25 protein-coding genes and 1 pseudogene are annotated in these 18436 nt (G+C 40.6%); 10 read left to right on the top strand and 16 right to left on the bottom strand.

Going from position 1 to position 18436, the window contains the following annotated elements; genetic code table 11:
* Positions 1-393 precede the first annotated feature (393 nt).
* The 4 genes from tusD to JFY49_RS08010 are packed head-to-tail and all read left to right on the top strand — an operon-like array spanning position 394 to position 1786.
* Positions 394-762, top strand: a complete 369-nt coding sequence (tusD, locus tag JFY49_RS08025) for a sulfurtransferase complex subunit TusD (protein WP_200224743.1) — start codon at positions 394-396, stop codon at positions 760-762.
* Positions 763-805: 43 nt separating this feature from the next.
* Positions 806-1156 (top strand): hypothetical protein, encoded by a 351-nt coding sequence (locus JFY49_RS08020; protein ID WP_086197063.1) that lies wholly within the window; start codon positions 806-808, stop codon positions 1154-1156.
* 20 nt (positions 1157-1176) lie between these two features.
* Positions 1177-1461 (top strand): DsrH/TusB family sulfur metabolism protein, encoded by a 285-nt coding sequence (locus JFY49_RS08015; RefSeq protein WP_200224742.1) that lies wholly within the window; start codon positions 1177-1179, stop codon positions 1459-1461.
* A 13-nt stretch (positions 1462-1474) separates the two neighbouring features.
* Positions 1475-1786 (top strand): TusE/DsrC/DsvC family sulfur relay protein, encoded by a 312-nt coding sequence (locus JFY49_RS08010; protein ID WP_200224741.1) that lies wholly within the window; start codon positions 1475-1477, stop codon positions 1784-1786.
* A 284-nt stretch (positions 1787-2070) separates the two neighbouring features.
* Here the strand turns inward: JFY49_RS08010 and JFY49_RS08005 are convergent, their stop codons facing one another.
* Positions 2071-2970: a LysR family transcriptional regulator gene (locus JFY49_RS08005; RefSeq protein WP_200224740.1), complete on the bottom strand. Its 900-nt coding sequence runs from the start codon at positions 2968-2970 to the stop codon at positions 2071-2073.
* A gap of 96 nt (positions 2971-3066) precedes the next feature.
* Here JFY49_RS08005 and JFY49_RS08000 point away from each other — a divergent pair, with 96 nt between their 5' ends.
* Positions 3067-3501, top strand: a complete 435-nt coding sequence (locus JFY49_RS08000; RefSeq protein ID WP_200224739.1) for a CidA/LrgA family protein — start codon at positions 3067-3069, stop codon at positions 3499-3501.
* Between the two features lies 1 nt (position 3502).
* Positions 3503-4195 carry an LrgB family protein gene (locus tag JFY49_RS07995; RefSeq protein WP_200224738.1) on the top strand — a complete coding sequence of 231 codons (693 nt, stop codon included), beginning with the start codon at positions 3503-3505 and terminating at the stop codon, positions 4193-4195.
* A 67-nt stretch (positions 4196-4262) separates the two neighbouring features.
* On the opposite strand, the gene JFY49_RS07990 is transcribed toward JFY49_RS07995, so the two are convergent.
* The 6 genes and pseudogenes from JFY49_RS07990 to JFY49_RS07965 form a co-directional block, all read right to left on the bottom strand.
* Positions 4263-5012 (bottom strand): adenosylcobinamide-GDP ribazoletransferase, encoded by a 750-nt coding sequence (locus JFY49_RS07990; protein ID WP_200224737.1) that lies wholly within the window; start codon positions 5010-5012, stop codon positions 4263-4265.
* On the bottom strand, positions 5009-5617 hold the full coding sequence (locus tag JFY49_RS07985) for a histidine phosphatase family protein (RefSeq protein ID WP_200224736.1): 609 nt from the start codon (positions 5615-5617) through the stop codon (positions 5009-5011). Before JFY49_RS07985 ends, JFY49_RS07990 begins: the two co-directional genes overlap by 4 nt.
* 27 nt (positions 5618-5644) lie before the next feature.
* Positions 5645-6697 (bottom strand): nicotinate-nucleotide--dimethylbenzimidazole phosphoribosyltransferase, encoded by a 1053-nt coding sequence (gene cobT, locus JFY49_RS07980; RefSeq protein WP_200224735.1) that lies wholly within the window; start codon positions 6695-6697, stop codon positions 5645-5647.
* Complete coding sequence (gene cobU / locus JFY49_RS07975; RefSeq protein WP_200224734.1) at positions 6697-7215, bottom strand: bifunctional adenosylcobinamide kinase/adenosylcobinamide-phosphate guanylyltransferase; 519 nt, start codon at positions 7213-7215, stop codon at positions 6697-6699. The genes cobT and cobU overlap by 1 nt, the downstream gene beginning before the upstream one ends.
* Positions 7212-7841, bottom strand: a complete 630-nt coding sequence (locus JFY49_RS07970) for a 2'-5' RNA ligase family protein (protein ID WP_200224733.1) — start codon at positions 7839-7841, stop codon at positions 7212-7214. The genes cobU and JFY49_RS07970 overlap by 4 nt, the downstream gene beginning before the upstream one ends.
* A gap of 564 nt (positions 7842-8405) precedes the next feature.
* Positions 8406-8732 (bottom strand): annotated as a pseudogene (locus JFY49_RS07965) (aminoacyl-tRNA deacylase); the annotation flags it as partial.
* Positions 8733-8899: 167 nt separating this feature from the next.
* Here JFY49_RS07965 and JFY49_RS07960 point away from each other — a divergent pair.
* The 4 genes from JFY49_RS07960 (at position 8900) to JFY49_RS07945 (ending at position 12527) form a co-directional block, all read left to right on the top strand.
* Positions 8900-10123, top strand: a complete 1224-nt coding sequence (locus JFY49_RS07960; protein WP_200224732.1) for a tyrosine-type recombinase/integrase — start codon at positions 8900-8902, stop codon at positions 10121-10123.
* A gap of 324 nt (positions 10124-10447) precedes the next feature.
* Complete coding sequence (locus JFY49_RS07955) at positions 10448-11656, top strand: IS256 family transposase (RefSeq protein WP_180042873.1); 1209 nt, start codon at positions 10448-10450, stop codon at positions 11654-11656.
* A 3-nt stretch (positions 11657-11659) separates the two neighbouring features.
* A complete protein-coding gene (locus JFY49_RS07950) occupies positions 11660-12115 on the top strand; it encodes a hypothetical protein (protein WP_200224731.1) in 456 nt (151 codons plus the stop codon).
* A 223-nt stretch (positions 12116-12338) separates the two neighbouring features.
* Positions 12339-12527, top strand: a complete 189-nt coding sequence (locus JFY49_RS07945) for a hypothetical protein (protein ID WP_180176702.1) — start codon at positions 12339-12341, stop codon at positions 12525-12527.
* Positions 12528-12573: 46 nt separating this feature from the next.
* Here the strand turns inward: JFY49_RS07945 and JFY49_RS07940 are convergent, their stop codons facing one another.
* The 9 genes from JFY49_RS07940 to JFY49_RS07905 form a co-directional block, all read right to left on the bottom strand.
* A complete protein-coding gene (locus JFY49_RS07940; protein WP_200224730.1) occupies positions 12574-13086 on the bottom strand; it encodes a hypothetical protein in 513 nt (170 codons plus the stop codon).
* Positions 13086-13382, bottom strand: a complete 297-nt coding sequence (locus JFY49_RS07935) for a DUF6527 family protein (protein WP_200224286.1) — start codon at positions 13380-13382, stop codon at positions 13086-13088. Before JFY49_RS07935 ends, JFY49_RS07940 begins: the two co-directional genes overlap by 1 nt.
* Positions 13379-13924: a glycoside hydrolase family protein gene (locus JFY49_RS07930; protein ID WP_200224729.1), complete on the bottom strand. Its 546-nt coding sequence runs from the start codon at positions 13922-13924 to the stop codon at positions 13379-13381. The genes JFY49_RS07935 and JFY49_RS07930 overlap by 4 nt, the downstream gene beginning before the upstream one ends.
* Entirely contained in the window at positions 13911-14165 is a 255-nt protein-coding gene (locus JFY49_RS07925) for a holin (RefSeq protein WP_200224728.1), read from the bottom strand. Before JFY49_RS07925 ends, JFY49_RS07930 begins: the two co-directional genes overlap by 14 nt.
* Positions 14166-14227: 62 nt before the next feature.
* On the bottom strand, positions 14228-14461 hold the full coding sequence (locus tag JFY49_RS17515; protein WP_227609572.1) for a hypothetical protein: 234 nt from the start codon (positions 14459-14461) through the stop codon (positions 14228-14230).
* On the bottom strand, positions 14454-16430 hold the full coding sequence (locus tag JFY49_RS07920) for a hypothetical protein (protein ID WP_413784596.1): 1977 nt from the start codon (positions 16428-16430) through the stop codon (positions 14454-14456). Before JFY49_RS07920 ends, JFY49_RS17515 begins: the two co-directional genes overlap by 8 nt.
* Positions 16431-16444: 14 nt before the next feature.
* Positions 16445-16831 carry a hypothetical protein gene (locus JFY49_RS07915; RefSeq protein ID WP_200224727.1) on the bottom strand — a complete coding sequence of 129 codons (387 nt, stop codon included), beginning with the start codon at positions 16829-16831 and terminating at the stop codon, positions 16445-16447.
* Positions 16828-17124, bottom strand: coding sequence for a hypothetical protein (locus tag JFY49_RS07910; protein ID WP_200224726.1), 297 nt, complete (start codon positions 17122-17124; stop codon positions 16828-16830). Before JFY49_RS07910 ends, JFY49_RS07915 begins: the two co-directional genes overlap by 4 nt.
* Positions 17121-18398: a hypothetical protein gene (locus tag JFY49_RS07905; RefSeq protein ID WP_200224724.1), complete on the bottom strand. Its 1278-nt coding sequence runs from the start codon at positions 18396-18398 to the stop codon at positions 17121-17123. The genes JFY49_RS07910 and JFY49_RS07905 overlap by 4 nt, the downstream gene beginning before the upstream one ends.
* Between the last annotated feature and the right edge of the window lie 38 nt (positions 18399-18436).

Genomic DNA, 18436 nt, shown 5'->3' with positions numbered 1-18436 from the left:
ACAACGTTCACTTACCTTACTATCAAGCCAAAATCAAAGAAAACCATGACATGTAATAATGAAGTAACGCTACCCAACCCATCCCAGTGATGGGTTTTCTTTTGAAAAGGCCAGCATTGGTGTAGATCTGGTTCAGATTACTTTTTATTTTACCAATAATGTGAAAAAAGGAAGGAAATATAGGGAATTTCATGCAGATAAAAAAACAGGTTTTATGATTTTTAACTTTGACAAACCAAAATAAAGCATTGTTTTTAAATAATTATTTTTTAAATAATTTTAACATTAAGTTCTGAATTCTTTAGATACTACCTAAAATCATTGTATACTACCCTTTTCTTATGAAGTTTGGATGCATCAATATTGGATTGGGCATTCTTCAAGTGAATTTCGATGAGTACCTTATTACTAATTACCTCCGCTCCAACCTCGATTTACGCCTGGCATGCCCTGGGTCTGGCTCAGGCCCTGCACGCTAAAAACCAGCCATTTCGCGTGTTCTTCTATCAAGATGGTGTAGCTGTAGCAAATGCCTTGCAATGGGTTCCGGATGATCAGCGTAACCTGACGGAAGAATGGCAAAAACTGGAAATTCGCTTACCGGTATGCGTGAGTGCTGCTTTGGCGCGTGGTATTAGCGATGAGGAAAATGCCAAACGACATCAGATTAGCCAACACAATCTTGCACAAGGCTTTGAACTGGTTGGTCTGGGTGAACTTGCCGATGCAGTGCAATCAACACAACGTCTGATTCAATTCTAAGACGATATTTTTTGGTCTTTGTCGCTTTTAAAAGGTAAATTGTGTGAAATCTGTACTCGTTATTCTGACCCAAGCCAATCTGGCCAATTTGCAGGTGCATGAAAGCCTGTCTGCCACGATGGTACTGGCAACTTTTGGCTGTGAAGTGAAAGTTTTACTGCAAGATGCGGCCTTAAGTTTACTCAATGCCGAACTGCCATTCGATCAGCTTAAACATGCCTTTAAAGTGGCATCCAACATGGTTGATAGCTTTGAATTTTATGACCTTAGCCCAATTTTGATTGAAAACAAACATCAACATTCACACTTTGTAGCCAATGCTCAACAGGATATTGAATTTGTTGAGTTAAATCCTGATTTCATTCAAAGTTTTGATTTTGTACTGTACTGGTAAAGTTGAAGAGTAAACTGATTATGTCGAATAAAAGCTTATATTTGGTGCAAAGTACTTTTTCAGCAACCCCGAATGTTTTGAGCAAATTGCAACAGGTTTATAGCCCTGAAGATACGGTTGTGCTGATGGGGGAATCGGTCCTGCAACTACAGCATCCATTTCTGCAACCATTGGACAAGGTGTATGTACTGGACACCGATGCAGAGATCCTGGCAGGACAAACAACCGATAATTTACAGCTGATTTCTTATGCAGAATTTGCAGATATTTGCCTTAACTATACCCGCTGTATTCGCTTGAACTAATTTGAGATTAATGATGAATTTAGAACTCGATCAAGATGGTCACTTAGTCGATTACACTATTTGGAATGAAGCGGTGGCTCAAGAGTTGGCAAACTCTCTGGAGCTGCAACTTACAGCGTGGCATTTTGAAGTTTTGCATGCAGTACGCCAGTTCTATCAACAGTTTGGACATTCACCGGCCACCCGTCCACTGATCAAATTCCTGATGAAAACTGTCAGTGCTGATATCAATAATGCCGTCTTGCAAGAGCAATTTAAGACTGGTCTGGTGGCACGTCATTTAAGCCGTCTGGCAGGCATTCCAAAACCGCCGAATTGTCTATAAATCCTGAAGGGAAAGATTTAGGATGATCTTTTGTGGTGTTCCCGGTACTCGTAATCATCTCGCGTCAGTTCAGCTTTAACCTCATTGACATGCAGCGTTTCATGACACTCCGAACACACTAGTCGCAGGGTCATTTTATGACCACAACTTTTATGCGTATATTGCATTGGCTGTCCTAAATCTTCATTCATTCACTGATCTGCCCAATGTGCCATAGACATTAAAATGGGATTCAGTCTGCATCCAAACCCTGTTTTTTACAGTCGGCTGCCAACCAAGTTTTTTTAAAAGTGAATTTTATCCCGATTTTCCTCAATAATTTTTAACCATGCCCGTGTTGCAGGGTTCATGGCAACAGTAGTATTCCAGGCCATGCTCAGCGTCCAGTTTAGATGAGGGCTTTCCAGTAGGCTGATGTTATATTTTTCCTGATCCAACTGTTCACAATAAATTTTTGGCAACAAAGCAATCCCTACATCCGACTCGACCATTTTGGCAATAAAGTCCCATTGGCTACTTTTACAAACCACATGCGGTTCAAAACCGACGTAATTTGCTGCCTGAATAATCATATTGTTTAAAGTGAAGGAATCATCATAAAGTAAAAAAGACTCTTCTTTTAATTCAATCAATTTTACGGTTTGTCGATTCTTCCACTGGGTATCTTTTCGAGAAAGCAAACATAAAGGGGAATCCATAATCGGGATGCCGCTCAGTACCGGTTTTAAATGTCCCAGTAAAATGCCAACATCGACTTTTTTCGCCAAAATGGCATCTTCAATCGCAGATGCACCGACTTCCAGAAAACTTAATTCGATATGTGGATATTGCTTGTGAAACTTGGCAATTAAACTACTGAGTAAAACTGAACCTAATGGCGGTAAACCCAGGGTTAATTTTCCCTGTTTGAGTTGACGGATTTTAGCCACTGTTTCAAAAATACGTTGCTGTTGTTCCAGTATGACCAAAGCATGTTGATACACTTGTTCACCAGTATAGGTTAAGGCAACATCCCTTTTACGCCCGGCATCCCCCCTGTGAAATAAAGCCACACCAATTTCCTGTTCCAGGTGATGTATGGTCTTACTGATGGTGGGCTGGGTCACACACATCTCCTCTGCTGTTCGGGTAAAACTTTGCAATTGCACGATTTTAACGAATATGCTCAGACTCTTAATATCCACCTATCATTCCATTTATGCATAATCTTTTTTTTATTATTCATAATATGAACACATGGTCAAATTTAAAATACCTGCAAGTTTTTATATTTTCTGATTATGTCTACTTCCTCACATTCTGCTCCATCAATTTATATTGCTCAGGTGGTATTACAGCTCAGTCTGCTGATCTTCATCTGGTGGGTTTCCTCACTGATACAACATGCGCTCAATTTACCGGTTTCTGCCGGGGTTATTGGCCTGTTATTGGTGTTAATGGCTTTACTGAGTGGCCTGTTTAAACTGCAATGGATTAAAACAGGTTCAGATTTTATTCTCGGTGAACTGGTCTTGTTATTTATTCCTTGTGTAGTCGGCATCATTAAATATAAAGACCTGCTTTTGACCCAAGGCTGGCAACTGATTTTATCAGTCGTGATCGGCACTTTTTGTGTGATGCTGGCTACAGCTTATAGCGTATATTTCGGTTTTAAACTGGAAGCCCGTTTAAAGCATAAACCACAATCCCGACACCTGTTAGAACAGGGAAAATAACATGAACCTGACTGCGCTTATATGTTTTCTCGGGACATTCATCTGTTATGTACTGGCTAAAAAACTGCATAAAAAATATCCCTACATGCTGTTGGCACCCGGTATTTTTGTGCCTCTTATTCTGTTGATATTGATGCTGGCGTTCAATATTTCCTATGATACCTATATGTTGGAAAATCAATGGCTGATCTGGATGTTGGGACCTGCGACCATTGCCTTTGCCATTCCGATTTATGAATATCGCAAAGTCATTACAGCACATGCCTTGTCGATTGGTTTAGGCATTGTGGTGGGCATGATTGCCGGTGTGATCAGCGCATTTTATCTGGCAAAATTATTTCATTTTGATCAGACTACGTCTTACAGTTTAATGGCCCGTTCCATTTCCACGCCCTTTGCCATGGAACTCACTTCCCATATAGGTGGTTCAGTTGAACTGGTGATTTTATTTACCATGATTACCGGGATTGCGGGTGTAGCGATGGGAGATATGCTTCTACTGGCACTCAAACTCAATTCACGCTTTGCTCAAGGCGCGTCTTTTGGGAATGCGGCACATGGTTTTGGTACCAGTAAAGCCTTTATGCGCCATCGTGAGGAAGGTGTAGTGGCCTGTTTGACCATGGTGCTTGCAGGGGTATTTATGGTGCTGCTGGGACCGGCAATTATTTCCATGGTTGTCACTTATTTATAAGTGACAATGCCCATGATACGGAAGTGATTCTGTTTAGGTGATCAGGCTGCTCACTTCCTCTTTTTAATCATGTGATGGTTAAATAAAAACTGGCTACAATGAAACTCAAAAGACTCACCGCCTCGCAAATTTCAATACTCGCCCCTACCGTATCACCGGTGATTCCTCCAATACGCTGGATAAATTTGTATCTTAAATAAAGCAATGTACCGAGCATAGATAGAGCACACAGCATTCCAGCCCATCCCCAATAAAGCGATGTAAGTAAACTTAATACACATACAATAAGGGCGGCAGTTTTCGGAATAAATTCTGCAATTGAAGTGCCTAAACCTTTTTGGCGCACATAAGGGGTGGTTAAAAATAAAAATAACGGCGCTAAACGACCCAATAGCGGAAATAAAATCAGGGCTGAATAGTATTGCTGTTCCAATAATACATATAGCGCAGACCATTTTAGCAGGCACAGGATGATTAAACTCAGCACCCCTATTGGCCCACAGTTCGGGTCTTTCATAATGGCTAAGGTACGCTCAGGATCACCAAAACCACCAACCCAGGCATCTGCCGTATCTGCCAGACCATCCAGATGCAACCCGCCTGTCAGCCAGATCCACAGTACTAAAATCGCACTGCTTAATAAAATGACCGGGATATCCTGTAAAAGATAGGCAAGTGCAAATAGAATCAGGCCAATAATCAAGCCGACTATGGGATAAAATAGCAAAGACTGACCATTTTGCTGTTTGCTTGGCATCTGTTTTAATGGAATCGGAAATGTGGTTAAAAACTGTAGCGCAATAAAAAATGGTGTCATGCTGATTGCTCCACATAGTCAATGCTTAAATCATCATGCAGAACAAAATGATTGAATTGCCCCAGTTCAGCAGACATTTTTAAAATATTGTCCAAGGGTTGATTGAATGCCAGACATTTTAACAGTTTAATCACCCCGCCATGCGTGACCACCATTGCATGTGCAAATTGATGTTGCTGCATGGAACCCTGAATCTGTTGCAGCGCATTTAAAATACGCTGCTGAAACTGCTGCATGGTTTCTGCATTAGGGGGACTAAATCGGGTTGGAGTTTCCCAGAACTGCGCCAATGCCTCCGGCTGCTTTTCATAGATCTCTTGCGTAGAAACCCCTTCCCAATCGCCAAAATGCATTTCCTGCAAATTTCGATCTAGAATAAGTTCAAGCTTTAAATTGCTGGCAATTTCATCTGCAAATAAAGCACAGCGCTGCAAAGGCGAACTAAACACAACATCCCAAGGGTTAGGTGAATTATTTTTTAAGAATTGATCTACCGTTTGTTGCATTTTCTGCCAGCCTGAATCCGTCAAGGCATCATCGGTTGAACCACGTAAAGTATGGCTCAGCTCGGTCTCGCCATGACGCAGCAGATCAATCCTGTACATCTTAAATCATCCTTAAATCTAGGCAGATTAAACTTTTTCACCTGTCACGGCGGCTTCAGCAAAAGTCGCCATATTGTTATGCAGGCTACATGCCAGCTTGATGATTCCTAAAGCTGCACCAGCACCACTGCCTTCTCCCAGGCGTAAATTCAGTTTCAGCAAAGGGTTGGCATTCAGTTCTTGCAATAAACGCTGATGCCCATATTCAGCTGATTGGTGACCAAACAGCATCCATTCACGTACGGCAGGATTTAATCGTACGGCTACCAGTGCAGATGCGGTCGTGATAAAGCCATCGACCACCATAGGCAAACCCAGCTGTGCGCAGCGAATATAAGCACCGACCATTGCAGCCACTTCCAAGCCACCCACGGCGCACAAGGCTTTAAATGCATCACTGCCTACATATTCTGTGTGTAATGCTATCGCCTGGTTAATGACATTTTTCTTATGGTTGAGCTGTTCTTCACCGATCCCTGTCCCTACACCGGTCAGTTGCTCTGCGGGTTCATTCAGCAAAAAACTGGCGACAGCAGAAGCAGAACAGGTATTGCCAATACCCATTTCCCCAGCCACATAGATTGAAGCACCCTCTGCAACTGCCTCATCTACACTTTTACGACCAAGATTTAAAGCCTCTATACATTGTGCTTCAGTCATGGCCACTTGTTTGGCAAAGTTAGCCGTACCCGGGATAATGCAATAACGTTCAACGCCCGCATATTCATAAGCCTCACCGACTGAACCGCAGTCAATCACTTGCAGTCTGGCGTTGTATTCCTTGGCAATTACGCTAATGCAGGCTCCACCACTGGTGAAATTTTGCAGCATTTGGCGAGTTACCGCTTGCGGATAGGCTGAAATTTTTTCTTCCATCACGCCATGGTCACCGGCAAAAATGGTAATCCACGGTTTATCAATGCTCGGGCGCTGATTGTTTTGCAAACAGGCCAACTGAATCGCAACATTTTCCAGTTCAGAAAGTGAACCGGTTGGTTTGGTTAACTGTAATTGACGCTCTGCAGCCTGTAGTCGGGCTTCTGCACTTGGCGTTTTACACGCATCTAACCACCAGTTCATTATTTCTCTCCTTTTAAAATCATGGGAAAACCAGCTACACAAAACATCACTTTATCGGCAATTTTTCCAAGTTGCTGATGTAGGCGGCCAGATTCATCTACAAACTTGCGGCTGATCTCACCCATGGGAACAACGCCCAATCCGGTTTCATTGCTCACCAAAATGATTTGTGATTGCAAACTTGGCAGCACATCCAGTAATTTTTCACATTCTACAGCTTGCAGATTTTCATCTTCATGCATTAACAGATTAGTCATCCATAGCGTCAGGCAATCGACCAAGATCAGCTGATTTGCTGCGTCAATTTGCTGCAATCGCTCTGCCAGTGATAAAGGCTCTTCAATCAGCTGCCAATGGGCAGGACGCTGCATTTGATGATGATGAATACGTTCCTGCATTTCTGTATCTAAAGCTTGAGCCGTTGCAATATAACTGACAGGTAAACCTGAATCTTTTGCGGCTTGTTCCGCCAAACGACTTTTGCCGGAACGGGCGCCGCCTAAAATGAGTTGAATCATGCATCACCCAAAATAACTTGATGGTATGGTGTTAATGGACCCTGCAAGGTTTGGGCATTGTAGGTCCCAAAAGTTAATTGCTGGATCTGAAATTCAAATTGCTGCTGTGGAATATTTTGCATACGCTCAAAAACCGCATCGCTATTAATATGGTCTTTATACAGACCCAAAGTGATATGAGGACAATATTGCAATGCTGCGACTTCTGCTGAACAGGTATATAACTGTTGACGAATCTCGGCCAGGCTTCCTTCAATATCATCAATTTCAATAAAAAGCGCACTTTCGAAACTATTTAAGCATCCGGACCTTAGTTTAAATGAAGATTTTTTTTCCCGGTTTAAAAGTTCAATTTGCTGTTGTAATCGTTGCTGGCTAAAATCGTCATCCCAAGCCTGCTGGTGAGTGGTCAAAAATCCGCAAATAAACAAGGTAATATGAAACTGGCGAGTATTTGGCGTGTACAGCAGGTCGGAAAAGTGCTGACGCAGCTGATGTAAATAATGCAGCAATTCGGGCTGCTGAATTTCCAGATACCACAGTGAATAATGCGTACGCCCTTTATGCCACTCAGGATAGTCCTGTGCAAGCGTTGGCACAACCGGAATTGAAGGCTTTAGAAACACGTAAAATTCACATTAAATTCAATCACTTTATTTAACCATGAATTTGATGCAATTGATTAAAGCATTGGCTTAACAATATTCAGCCAATGTTGAAATTTATTCAGTTCATCAAGCATATCCCAGGTGCAAACGGTTATTTTTACAGCCCAATAGCCCTGTGTATCCCTCACCTCGATATTAGCTTGATGTATCTTTAGCGACCTGTTATATCATCATGATTTAACAATACTTTTTTCCTGAACCATAACTTTAATATAAAGTAGAGCATCAATTCCAGCATTACTCACGGCAAAAAATAATAGGGATAACTGTTATGCTACTGATACAAGCCACCTCATGACTATAAACTGATTTATAATTCCTCTAAACTTATAAACACTTAATCACAAGTTCCTAAAGCCAACTTTCATATTGGCATTCACATCTATTGCGGTAAGTTCTTTGTTTTAGTTAGTACAGTCGAGCCATATTGAATCGTATCTTAGAGCAGTACGCCAATCGCTAAACCCTGTATAAAAAAGCCCTAAATTTCTTTAGGGTTGATTAGCAGCCTTTAAATAAATTTTATAAGTCCAGCACATCTACGAATTGTGCACCTAAAACCTGAGCTAAATCTTGTGGTTTTATGCCAATATCCAGACCTCTTTTACCACCACTAACATATATTTTTGGCAATTGCTGTGCCGTAGCATCAATCACTGTTTTTAAGCGTTTTTTCTGGCCAACCGGGCTGATTCCCCCAACCATATAACCCGTTAAACGTTCGGCATTTTTAGGATCGGCCATTTGTAATTTTTTACAGCCTACAGCCGCTGCCACTTTCTTTAAATTTAATTGATGATTGACCGGTAAAACTGCTACAAAGTAGTTCTTGTCATCGGAAAACGATATTTTAAAAATCTAAACAAATTACAACAAATTTAAAAAAATTATATTTTTATCAATTAAAGACTTATCAAATTAAGCAGAATCTAAACCTTATATGCAAAATCAAAATTAGTGAGTAATATGGTGAGTAATCACCTAAATTTCATGTCTTCATCGACACTTACTCACATATGCTAACAGACACAAAAATCAGAAGCTTAAAGCCTAGAGAAAAGCCTTACCGTATAGCCGATCACAATGGGCTTTGTATTGAGATAAGACAAAGCGGTTCTAAATTATGGCGCTATAGATATCGCTTTGATGGTAAAGCATCAATGCTGAGTCTTGGTGAGTATCCAGCCGTAAGTTTATCAGACGCACGTAAAGCTAGAGATGAAGCCAGAGCTTTATTGAGTGATGGCAAAAATCCAGCTCAGATTAGGAAAACTGAAAAAATCGAAGCCAGCATTCAGAATGCAAACACGTTTGAGCTTGTTGCAAAAGAATATATTACGGAAATTTTAAAAGATAGATCCAGTGGATACCTGAACAAGATAACAAAATCCCTTGAAATTGATATTTACCCAATCATAGGCTCTAAGAATGTTTCTGAAGTATCGGCTGCTGAGGTCTTATATATTGCAAGATCTACAGTGTCTCGCGTTAGAACAACAGGAAAAAGAGGTACAGGAGAGATTACTGCACTCAATAATATAAAAATTATCGGCGCTGTCATGCGCTACGCTATTGCTACTTTAAGAGCTGAAAATGATCCAACCTATGCAGTCAGGGGATCAATAATTCGACCTGATATTGAACACGCAAGACCATTAACCAAAGAAGAACAATCACACTTTAGAAAGGGATTGGATAGTTTTCGTGGATCTGCAACAGTTAGAAACGCGTTACTCACAATGGCATATACAATGCTACGATCTGTAGAAATAAGACGCATGAAATGGTCTTATATAGACTTTGAATCCAGGGTTATTAATTTCCCAATCTCCACAAGAAACAATTCGCAAGAGAGAACAACAAAGAAAAATAGAATCCACCTGGTGCCAATGTCAGAGCAGCTTTATGCTTTATTGAAGCAACAGTACATTGAATCTGGAAACAAGGAATATGTATTTCCTGCTGTCTATAGTGGTGGTGACTCCAATCCTATTGGTGGTGCCACATTGAATGCAGCTCTTAAAAATATGGGATTAAAAGCAGTAACAGCACATGATTTTAGGGCAACTGCATCAACAATATTAAATGAATTGGATTTTGATGAAAATTGGATTGAGAAGCAGTTAGCTCATGCTGAACAAAACAAAGTTAGAGCATCTTATAATCATGCTAAGTACATGAACCAGCGCAGGGATATGTTACAACAGTGGGCTGATATTGTAGATGGGTGGAAAGAATAAAAATGAAAACATTGGAAAACTTTTACATTGAGTACTGCATAAAATTTGCCGAGCCATGGAATAAAAAGTCAGGCTGGTCGGTGTGGCATAGTTGTTTTGATTATGATCATGGGTGTGAGTTTGTAGTTTTGAGTTTGATTAGAAGTTAAAATTTTATATCAAGCTTCCGACTAAGTTAAAATAAGTTGTCTTGGATGAACTGGATTAATGATAGGTGAAATCAGTGATAATAAAAATTGTGACCACCTGGGGACTGTTCTAAATTTTGTGTAAGTACTTAATTTTCATTTATCCTACTGAGGATAATAAAAAGAGGTACTTCACATGGATGAAGCTACAATCAAAAGTATGGCAGCTGAATTAGCTAAAGGTTTAAAAACTCCTGAAGATTTAAACCAAATGACAGCCATATTTAAAAAGTTCATGATCGAAACCGCTCTGAATACTGAGCTTTCTGAACATTTAGGCTATGAAAAGCATCAACCTAAGAAAGGATCTAATGCACGTAATGGTTTTAGCTCCAAAACAGTTCTAACACAAGATGGGCAGCTTGCTTTAGATATCCCTCGTGATCGTGACGGCTCTTTTGAACCACAGATTATTAAGAAGCATCAAACGCGCATTACTAGCATGGATGATCAAATTCTTTCGCTATATGCGAAAGGAATGACAAATAGAGAAATTGTTGCTTTCTTTAAAGAAATGTACGATGCCGATGTATCTGCCTCCCTTATTAGTAAGGTGACGGATGCTGTCATTGAACAAGTGACAGAATGGCAAAATAGAACACTCGATAGTCTTTATCCTGTTGTCTATTTAGATTGCATTGTTGTTAAGGTTCGTCAGCATTCAACAGTAATCAATAAATCAGTTTATTTAGCATTAGGCATTAACCTGGATGGCCAAAAAGAACTTCTTGGCATGTGGCTTGCTCAAACAGAAGGTTCCAAATTCTGGCTGTCAGTCATGACAGAGCTTAAAAATCGAGGAGTGCAAGATATTCTTGTTGCCTGTGTAGATGGGCTAAAAGGCTTTCCTGATGCGATAGCCTCTGTCTACCCTCATACTGACATCCAGCTGTGTATCGTACATGTTGTACGCAATAGCCTGAGATTTGTGAGCTGGAAGGACTACAAAGCTGTAACAGCAGGATTGAAGGCGATCTATCAGGCAAGTACAGAAGAAAATGCTTTAAAGTCCCTAGATATCTTCTGCGATCAATGGAATCACCAGTATCCAAAAATTGGAGAATCCTGGCGGGCAAATTGGGAAAATATCCGAACGATCTTTAGCTACCCTGCTGAAATACGTCATGCGATTTATACAACAAATGCAATTGAATCATTGAATAGCGTGATTCGCCATTCAACTAAAAAGAGAAAGATCTTCTCTTCTGATGATTCAGTGAAAAAGGTCATTTATTTAGCAACTTCAAATGCTGCTAAAAAATGGACCATGCCAATTCAAAATTGGCGTTTAGCAATGAATTGGTTTACGATTCAGTTCGATGATCGATTAAAAGATCATTTATAAAAAATGGAACTTACACAAAATAATTTACAGGCTCCCACCTGCATAATTTGGTTGTTCACTCTACCCTTTTTTTATATAGCATTAATTGGGATGGGACCTCATCACAATATTGATAGGCTCTTTGAGTATCTAAGCCATTCACCCGCTTTACTCACCCTCACAGCTGTCCAATTTCTTGAAGTGATTCTATTTCCACTTTCTGTCTTGATTGCCATAGTTATTTTATTCGCAATGAATATTGGTTGGTTAATGAATAAAAAAATTCATCCATATCTTGTTTATTTCGGTTCATTTTTTGGAATAGTCAATTCAATATTTGCTCTTGCTGTTTCCTTGTGGTTTGGTTTTGGTTTGCTTTTAATTCCCGGTATTTGGTTTGCCTGTTACCTGGTACGTTGGCATTTGAGATCCGAGCCAATACCCACGGATACTTTGATTAAATATAAGACTAACTTATAAAATCCCTCATTTGAGGGATTTTAATACCAATACAAATCCCTAATCTTTACTGATATGTCTTCAGTACTGATGTCAATATATTTTTTATTAGACATAATACCTACTCTAAATAATACAAATACCAAGTTTTAGGGATATTTAAATTAAATTTATTCTTATTAAATCAAATAGTTATTAAATAGTTGAATTTTCTAATTTTTATTTTATTTTTTAAGGCAATATTATGTTCGGTTTAAAACGCAATTTTCTCGCAATCTTAATAACACTATCTCCCTTTGCATGTGTTTCAGCATTAGCAATGCCGATTATCGCAACCCTAGATTTTCCAGCTGAATCCAAAAATATAAAGACTGAAAATTCAAAAAACAGTGATGAATTCAAAAAAACTGATGTTGAAAACAAGTCTAAATAATAAAAAGGAAGGCATCTCATATTAATTGAAATACCTTCCTAGAATTTCACTTGAGGGCTTTCTCGTCCGGCCAAACATCACTTAATCTTTCGACATCAATTGCGTGGCCATCTGCTTTTTCTGCCATGCTTCGATATTCTGCTGTGCATGCTTCGAGTAACTCATTGTTGGTAATGGTGTACTCAACGATGGTTGGATGGGAAGCTGTGGACAAACGTTTGTTGGCTTCACTGAGTTGCTTTGACAACCCACTAGCAGCCAAGTCAGCACTACGAGCGGCAGCATTCGCATCTTGTATTTTTTTAATCGCATTTTGTTCTACCTCAATATATTTATCTGACCAGGCTTTTTCAGTAATGGCTTTCTTTTCCTGAGCTTTTACTATCGAATCTCGATAAGGCTTAATTGCTTTGGCCACACGTGCATCGCATGCGGTTTCAGCTTTGCGTAAATCGCCAGCCAAACTATTCACATGCCATGTTTGAAAAAATAAGCCCAACAAAAGAACGATAATCAAAGTCCAGCGCTTGTTATTCCAAATCCATAAAAGTATTGGCATTAGAATTCCTCTACTGGCAGTAAATCAACGGTTTTACCAGCTAAACTGTGATTACAATCAGATAAGAATTGAATCTTCCCGTCGGTGATAAATGAGTGACATTGGCTTGGATGACCTTGATTTACCATCAATGATGGGGTGAATGTTGGAGCATCTAAATTCCCATTAAAACCCCATCGGATGCGATGCTGCTCACCAACATGGATAGGATGTAAGGTTTTACATCCTGGGCACTCAATGAAATAGATACCATTTGATTCAAGCAAAACATTACTTACTTTTTTAAACTCATTCATTGTTGTGCCCCCATACATTTTTGATAGCGATCAACTTGCCGGGTCCAGACCCCATAACAGTTATTGGATCGGACTGAGCAATCGCGCTTGGCTACATATTTCCACTTCAATAGTGACTGGCAAGCTTGTACATATTTGCCTCGCTTCAAGTTTCGGAGCATGGATGAGTTGTTCCATGCAGTGATGCCGAACTGATAAACGAAGTCGTTGTACAAGTCATATTCAACCTGTGAAACCTTTACGCCCTGCAGTGATTTATTGAATGCTGGTGCATTCTTTTCGATATGGCATTTAAGTTGCTGAAGCGCTTTTTCTTTCGAAATAGCTGGATCTTTTAGTGTGACTTTCTTACCATCACAGTAGACAGTAGTGCCATTGCCAATTGTTGGTACATCGCCTTTCACTGGAATTATGGGTTTTGGTGTATACCCCTCTTTAATTGCGGTTGCCTGAACTTGTTCAGTACTAACCCCAGATATAAAAAAACCGCCTAATGAGGCGGCTAAAGCTGTACCAATAACAAAATATTTAGTCTTTGACATTACATTGCCCTCGCAACTTTGCCATTTTTAATTCATGCTCGGCTTTTTCACGCTGATTTCGCTGCCATGAAAAATAGACATTGATGAGCAAGCCAAGTACAGCAACCCCAATACCAATCCAGCCCATCCAATCAATGCCCATAAAAAAACCGGCGAAACTTGCCGCACCGCCGGTTACTGTTGCTTTCGATCCTAAAGCTGCTGCAGATGTTTCCGCTACTGCTGCGGTGGTTTCAGACATTTCGCCCCCTAATTTTTGGCAATAAAAAAGCACCCAGTTGGGTGCCATTGGTTTGTTTTTACTTAAACTTCAATTTCTGAATGCGACCCCCTGGGCGCAGGTCGTAAGATAACTTGATTTGCAATAAACACCCGGGCACCTAAATTGTAGGTTGTACCTGATGTGCACAATACTGGACCGGATCCACCATCAACCTGTACCCGGTATTCAGGATGATTCGCCGATGTAATAGTGCCAATGTATTCAGCATGGGTTGGATTAAGAAGCTTTCGTAATTCGAATAAAGGATTAGTCACGACTGATACGCTCCACTGTAATGGTTTCATTGACCTTTTCATCTGAGAAACGGCCACTCACCCCATCGATGACACCCCACCACTGACCATTAAATGCAATCGATTTACCTGGTAGCATTTCGCCTATTTCTTGGCTTACCGGAAGGTCTGCAAAGGTATGTAGCTCCTGAACGTTTGCTTGGATCAGTTCGCTCTTGCCATAGTTCGCACCTGATACCACGTTAAATAATGGCCCTGTGACTGCTTCTAATGGCACATCGCCTGAGGTGCCACGCTGCTGTACTCTCAAGCTCTCACCACTGCGACTATTCACAATAGTAATGGCATTGAAATCAGCAATGTATTCATCGTTCTGTTTGATGTTTTGCTGTATCACAACGCTTTCAGGAAGCAAAATGTCGTAATCATCAACGGTCAGCGAATCCCAGTAGCCTTTCTGGTACCGAGGCAAAATAGTGAGTGTATTGCCTGATTTTTGGCTATAGATAAAGCCACCGCCCGCATCAACGACCTGTTTAATGGCATCTATTGGGGCAAGTTCTGCATAGCTCAGGCTCTCAACCGGTACGATCCAGCCTAACTCATCAATCAGTTTCCAGTCCAGGATTGTGCCGGAATTTCCCCGATCCAGTTCAGCCTGCACCAACTGCACAGAGGTTCGTTCGTTATCCTGGATAAATGAACGCGAAGGCGCATATTTATCAGAGTTTAAAGCCGTTACACTCCGACCCGGGTAAGTGTATAGCACATTGGCAAAACGCCGAGTTTCTTCTGGGTCCTCAAGCAGGATATGATGCTCAAATCCATTGATCATGACTTTCAGAATCACCGGCTGGCCATTAATTGGCTGAAGCTTTTCTTTTTCAGTAGGTGCCACAGTAACGGAATAGGTCCAGCACCATTGTGATCGGCTGGTACTGTAGGTACCATCAATCACTTTAATCTTCTCGCCGGTATCTAATCGCTCGGCTGTTAATACATTCACGATATACCACCAGTTTCTGTTCGGCAGTGCTGGAATACAGTCATCTGCACCAAAATTTAAAACAACATTGTGTGAATCAACATCACACAGACAAACAAAATTGAGATCTGTTGAGCCAACATATTCAGGTAACTCAGGCTTTGGCCAAGGCAAAACCGGATGCTTACGATAATGAATGGCTTTTGCTTTGTCCCATGGCAAATCTGACTTGGTAACAATCTCAAGGCCTTTATCCCACTCAAACGAAAAGTGCTTTTCAAAAACTTGGGCTACTTCATACGAATAAGTAAAAGTCTTACGCCTGCGAATCATTTCTTGCCAGATGGTTTCTCGGTTATGACGCAGCTTGATGGTTTCTTGGTGCGCATAGAGCGGATGAATAAAGCGCTTATCAGCTTCTTCCCAGATCATGTACGCATCAGAACTTAAACCGGTTGCCTGCTCATGTAGCGACCTGATCACACGATTCAACGACCCAGCTTGCTCATGCCAAAAATCTACCTGATTCAAAATCACCAAACCTTGGTCATAAAAAAGAGCCTCAATTGAGACTCTTAATATTGGTTTAGCCCAAGGTATTTCTGTCACGCTCAAGCGCGTAATTGCTCGCCTGAATGATGTTGATGTAAATAGCGATAAGCCAACAATGTGATTGATGTCGAATAAGGCCTCGACTTCAAATGAAAACTCGGTATCCAAAACTGTATCAATGGTACACAGGTTTTCAGTGAAGAATGCTTCAACTTCAAAGCTAAAACTGGTGTCTAAGACTGTATTGATCTGACCAATAATATTTGGATTTTCTTGAAATACTGCAACAACTTCAAATGAGAAATCACTGTCCAGCACAGTATCAATGACTGCTACATTTACCTCACTGTCACTTCCAAAATCTAAGACAATATTATGAGCATCAACACTTTCAAGTGGCTTTCTAAAATCAAGATCTATCCGATGTGCATCAATCTCGTTATTAATTCCCACATGCACACCTCAATTTATGGTCTGAGTTTTATCGAAGTGATGGACAATGTGCCACCAAGGGCCAAATTGGTATTGACTAAGCTAATATCAGTACCAACTGTTAAGTCAGCAGTGACTTCACCAGCACCATTATAAATTCGCGCCCATGTTGCGGTGCCTGACTTAATCACAGTTGCTGTATCTGTTGGATGTAGCTCGGCATAAGTTGCTGTGACTTCTTTAATACAAGGTTCTGGAAAAGTTAGCGTTACCAAGGTATTGCTTGAATCTGCTGCAACATCAGTACTTTCAGGCTGAACACCTTCATAAAAAATAACGGTAGCACTCTGGCTACCGCTATCCATAAAGTTGGCAAAAGCTTGAATCATGGCAAGCCGAGCATTGATTGATGTTTTACTCATTTCGGCACCACATTATCTTGAATGACTGCGTTGAATTGCTGCTTTTGATCAAACGCCACAATAAAAGTTTTTAAATTGGTATTTAGACCTAAAAATTGATAATTACCATTTTCATCTGGTTTTTTCACTGCTATAGGCTGTAAATTTACTTTGTTGTAAAGTACTAGAGTTGCATCTTTATATTGTTGACCCAGTTTTTTAACTGACCCTGACACTTTTGCAGCCACAGGACCTACTGCGATGGTTTGTAAGTAAAATGTTGATGATAACACCGCTCTAGAGCATGGTTTCATTCAAGCTCTCCCAAATAAAATGCTGTAGAGCCAATAGGACTATCCGTCTGCACAGAGTCTATAACATACATAGAGGAGCCACTTGAGTAAGGGTAGGTCTGTGTCATTGCTGAGAAATTAGCACCTAGATATAAAGTGTGCGGGAGTACGCCCCTAAGAACTTTGTTTTGATCAACAACTGGAACTTCTAAGGCTGAGAACTCAGTCCCATTATAGATACCTGAGTAGCCTGTACGGTTATCCGGTAAAATGGGTACAGCAATTACATGGGCGGCTGGTTGCGTCTGCCCCAGTTTTAGCATAAAGACAGATTGTGTATTGTAACCACCATTATATCCCCACACAGATCTACCACCAGTGTCTGTTGACAGGGACCTAGATGTGGAAGCAGCACTAGCGTTTAGACATGAGGCAAGAAACCATGAGGGTGCTATATCTTCAAGTGTACTACGAAAAAGACCACATCCAATTATCGCCTTTGCGCCTAGGGTAGAAATAGTATTCCTATTTATTAAGAATGAATCAGAATCACCCACTAGAGTGAAAGGTCTCAAACCACTTATAGGTACGCCAGTATCAGCGTAGACATAGTTAACGTCTCCACGTGAAGCGTAATACCATCTTGACCACCCACGAATAACACTGCCACCGGTTCCCACAATATTCCAATTCTTTGCAGGGGTGGTAGGGTCAAAGGGTAGTTGTTGGACACTGGGATCTTCAAAATCATCAATATGGTCCATCCGTTCAAGTAACCCAACCATAGCGAATAGGTTGTAGGTGTTGCTATACACCCCAGTTGTACCATCTGGGCTTGTTAAGCTTTCATCAATACGAATGAATGGATGTTGTGCTGTTGGATTTTTCGCGCGATAAACCCGCTTTACATCATTAGCATCACGGAAAATGATGTCATAGCCGAGTGGTGCCAGTTTTCCTGAACCAACAATTGTGACACTTGTTTCAGAAATTGCAGTATGTGGTTTTAAAATCAGCTCAGTTGTGCTTGGAACACCTTTAATTCGATACTTTTGGTTAAGTGAAGTGGGTGTGAAACCTGTCAACTCAACCACTTGAAATAACATGGCATTGTGTGCTGCATATAAGGTGATATGCACATCACCCTGCTCATCAATAGATGCTGCTGTGATCTGGGTAAAATCAATGCCAGTAACAAGGGTTTTATCAAGCAAGCGAATTAAGCCACCCCAATTATTACCCAGTGCTAGGCCATTCAGGTGACTAAAATATTGAACATTAACATCTGTCGCCATTTTCTTTGATCCATAAAAAAGACCGCATAAGCGGTCAT

This window comes from Acinetobacter sp. CS-2, from assembly GCF_016599715.1.
Classification (GTDB): domain Bacteria; phylum Pseudomonadota; class Gammaproteobacteria; order Pseudomonadales; family Moraxellaceae; genus Acinetobacter.
The sequence above is the reverse complement of the archived record's forward strand: the minus strand, read 5'-3'. Positions and strand labels throughout refer to the sequence as shown.

Bases quoted from the DNA above. Each gene is read 5' to 3' on its own strand.
- tusD (WP_200224743.1), top strand. From the start codon at position 394: ATGAGTACCTTATTACTAATTACCTCCGCTCCAACCTCGATTTACGCC.
- JFY49_RS08015 (WP_200224742.1), top strand. From the start codon at position 1,177: ATGTCGAATAAAAGCTTATATTTGGTGCAAAGTACTTTTTCAGCAACC.
- JFY49_RS08010 (WP_200224741.1), top strand. From the start codon at position 1,475: ATGAATTTAGAACTCGATCAAGATGGTCACTTAGTCGATTACACTATT.
- JFY49_RS08000 (WP_200224739.1), top strand. From the start codon at position 3,067: ATGTCTACTTCCTCACATTCTGCTCCATCAATTTATATTGCTCAGGTG.
- JFY49_RS07995 (WP_200224738.1), top strand. From the start codon at position 3,503: ATGAACCTGACTGCGCTTATATGTTTTCTCGGGACATTCATCTGTTAT.
- JFY49_RS07990 (WP_200224737.1), bottom strand. From the start codon at position 5,012: ATGACACCATTTTTTATTGCGCTACAGTTTTTAACCACATTTCCGATT.
- JFY49_RS07985 (WP_200224736.1), bottom strand. From the start codon at position 5,617: ATGTACAGGATTGATCTGCTGCGTCATGGCGAGACCGAGCTGAGCCAT.
- cobT (WP_200224735.1), bottom strand. From the start codon at position 6,697: ATGAACTGGTGGTTAGATGCGTGTAAAACGCCAAGTGCAGAAGCCCGA.
- cobU (WP_200224734.1), bottom strand. From the start codon at position 7,215: ATGATTCAACTCATTTTAGGCGGCGCCCGTTCCGGCAAAAGTCGTTTG.
- JFY49_RS07960 (WP_200224732.1), top strand. From the start codon at position 8,900: ATGCTAACAGACACAAAAATCAGAAGCTTAAAGCCTAGAGAAAAGCCT.
- JFY49_RS07955 (WP_180042873.1), top strand. From the start codon at position 10,448: ATGGATGAAGCTACAATCAAAAGTATGGCAGCTGAATTAGCTAAAGGT.
- JFY49_RS07950 (WP_200224731.1), top strand. From the start codon at position 11,660: ATGGAACTTACACAAAATAATTTACAGGCTCCCACCTGCATAATTTGG.
- JFY49_RS07945 (WP_180176702.1), top strand. From the start codon at position 12,339: ATGTTCGGTTTAAAACGCAATTTTCTCGCAATCTTAATAACACTATCT.
- JFY49_RS07940 (WP_200224730.1), bottom strand. From the start codon at position 13,086: ATGCCAATACTTTTATGGATTTGGAATAACAAGCGCTGGACTTTGATT.
- JFY49_RS07935 (WP_200224286.1), bottom strand. From the start codon at position 13,382: ATGAATGAGTTTAAAAAAGTAAGTAATGTTTTGCTTGAATCAAATGGT.
- JFY49_RS07930 (WP_200224729.1), bottom strand. From the start codon at position 13,924: ATGTCAAAGACTAAATATTTTGTTATTGGTACAGCTTTAGCCGCCTCA.
- JFY49_RS07925 (WP_200224728.1), bottom strand. From the start codon at position 14,165: ATGTCTGAAACCACCGCAGCAGTAGCGGAAACATCTGCAGCAGCTTTA.
- JFY49_RS07915 (WP_200224727.1), bottom strand. From the start codon at position 16,831: ATGAGTAAAACATCAATCAATGCTCGGCTTGCCATGATTCAAGCTTTT.
- JFY49_RS07910 (WP_200224726.1), bottom strand. From the start codon at position 17,124: ATGAAACCATGCTCTAGAGCGGTGTTATCATCAACATTTTACTTACAA.
- JFY49_RS07905 (WP_200224724.1), bottom strand. From the start codon at position 18,398: ATGGCGACAGATGTTAATGTTCAATATTTTAGTCACCTGAATGGCCTA.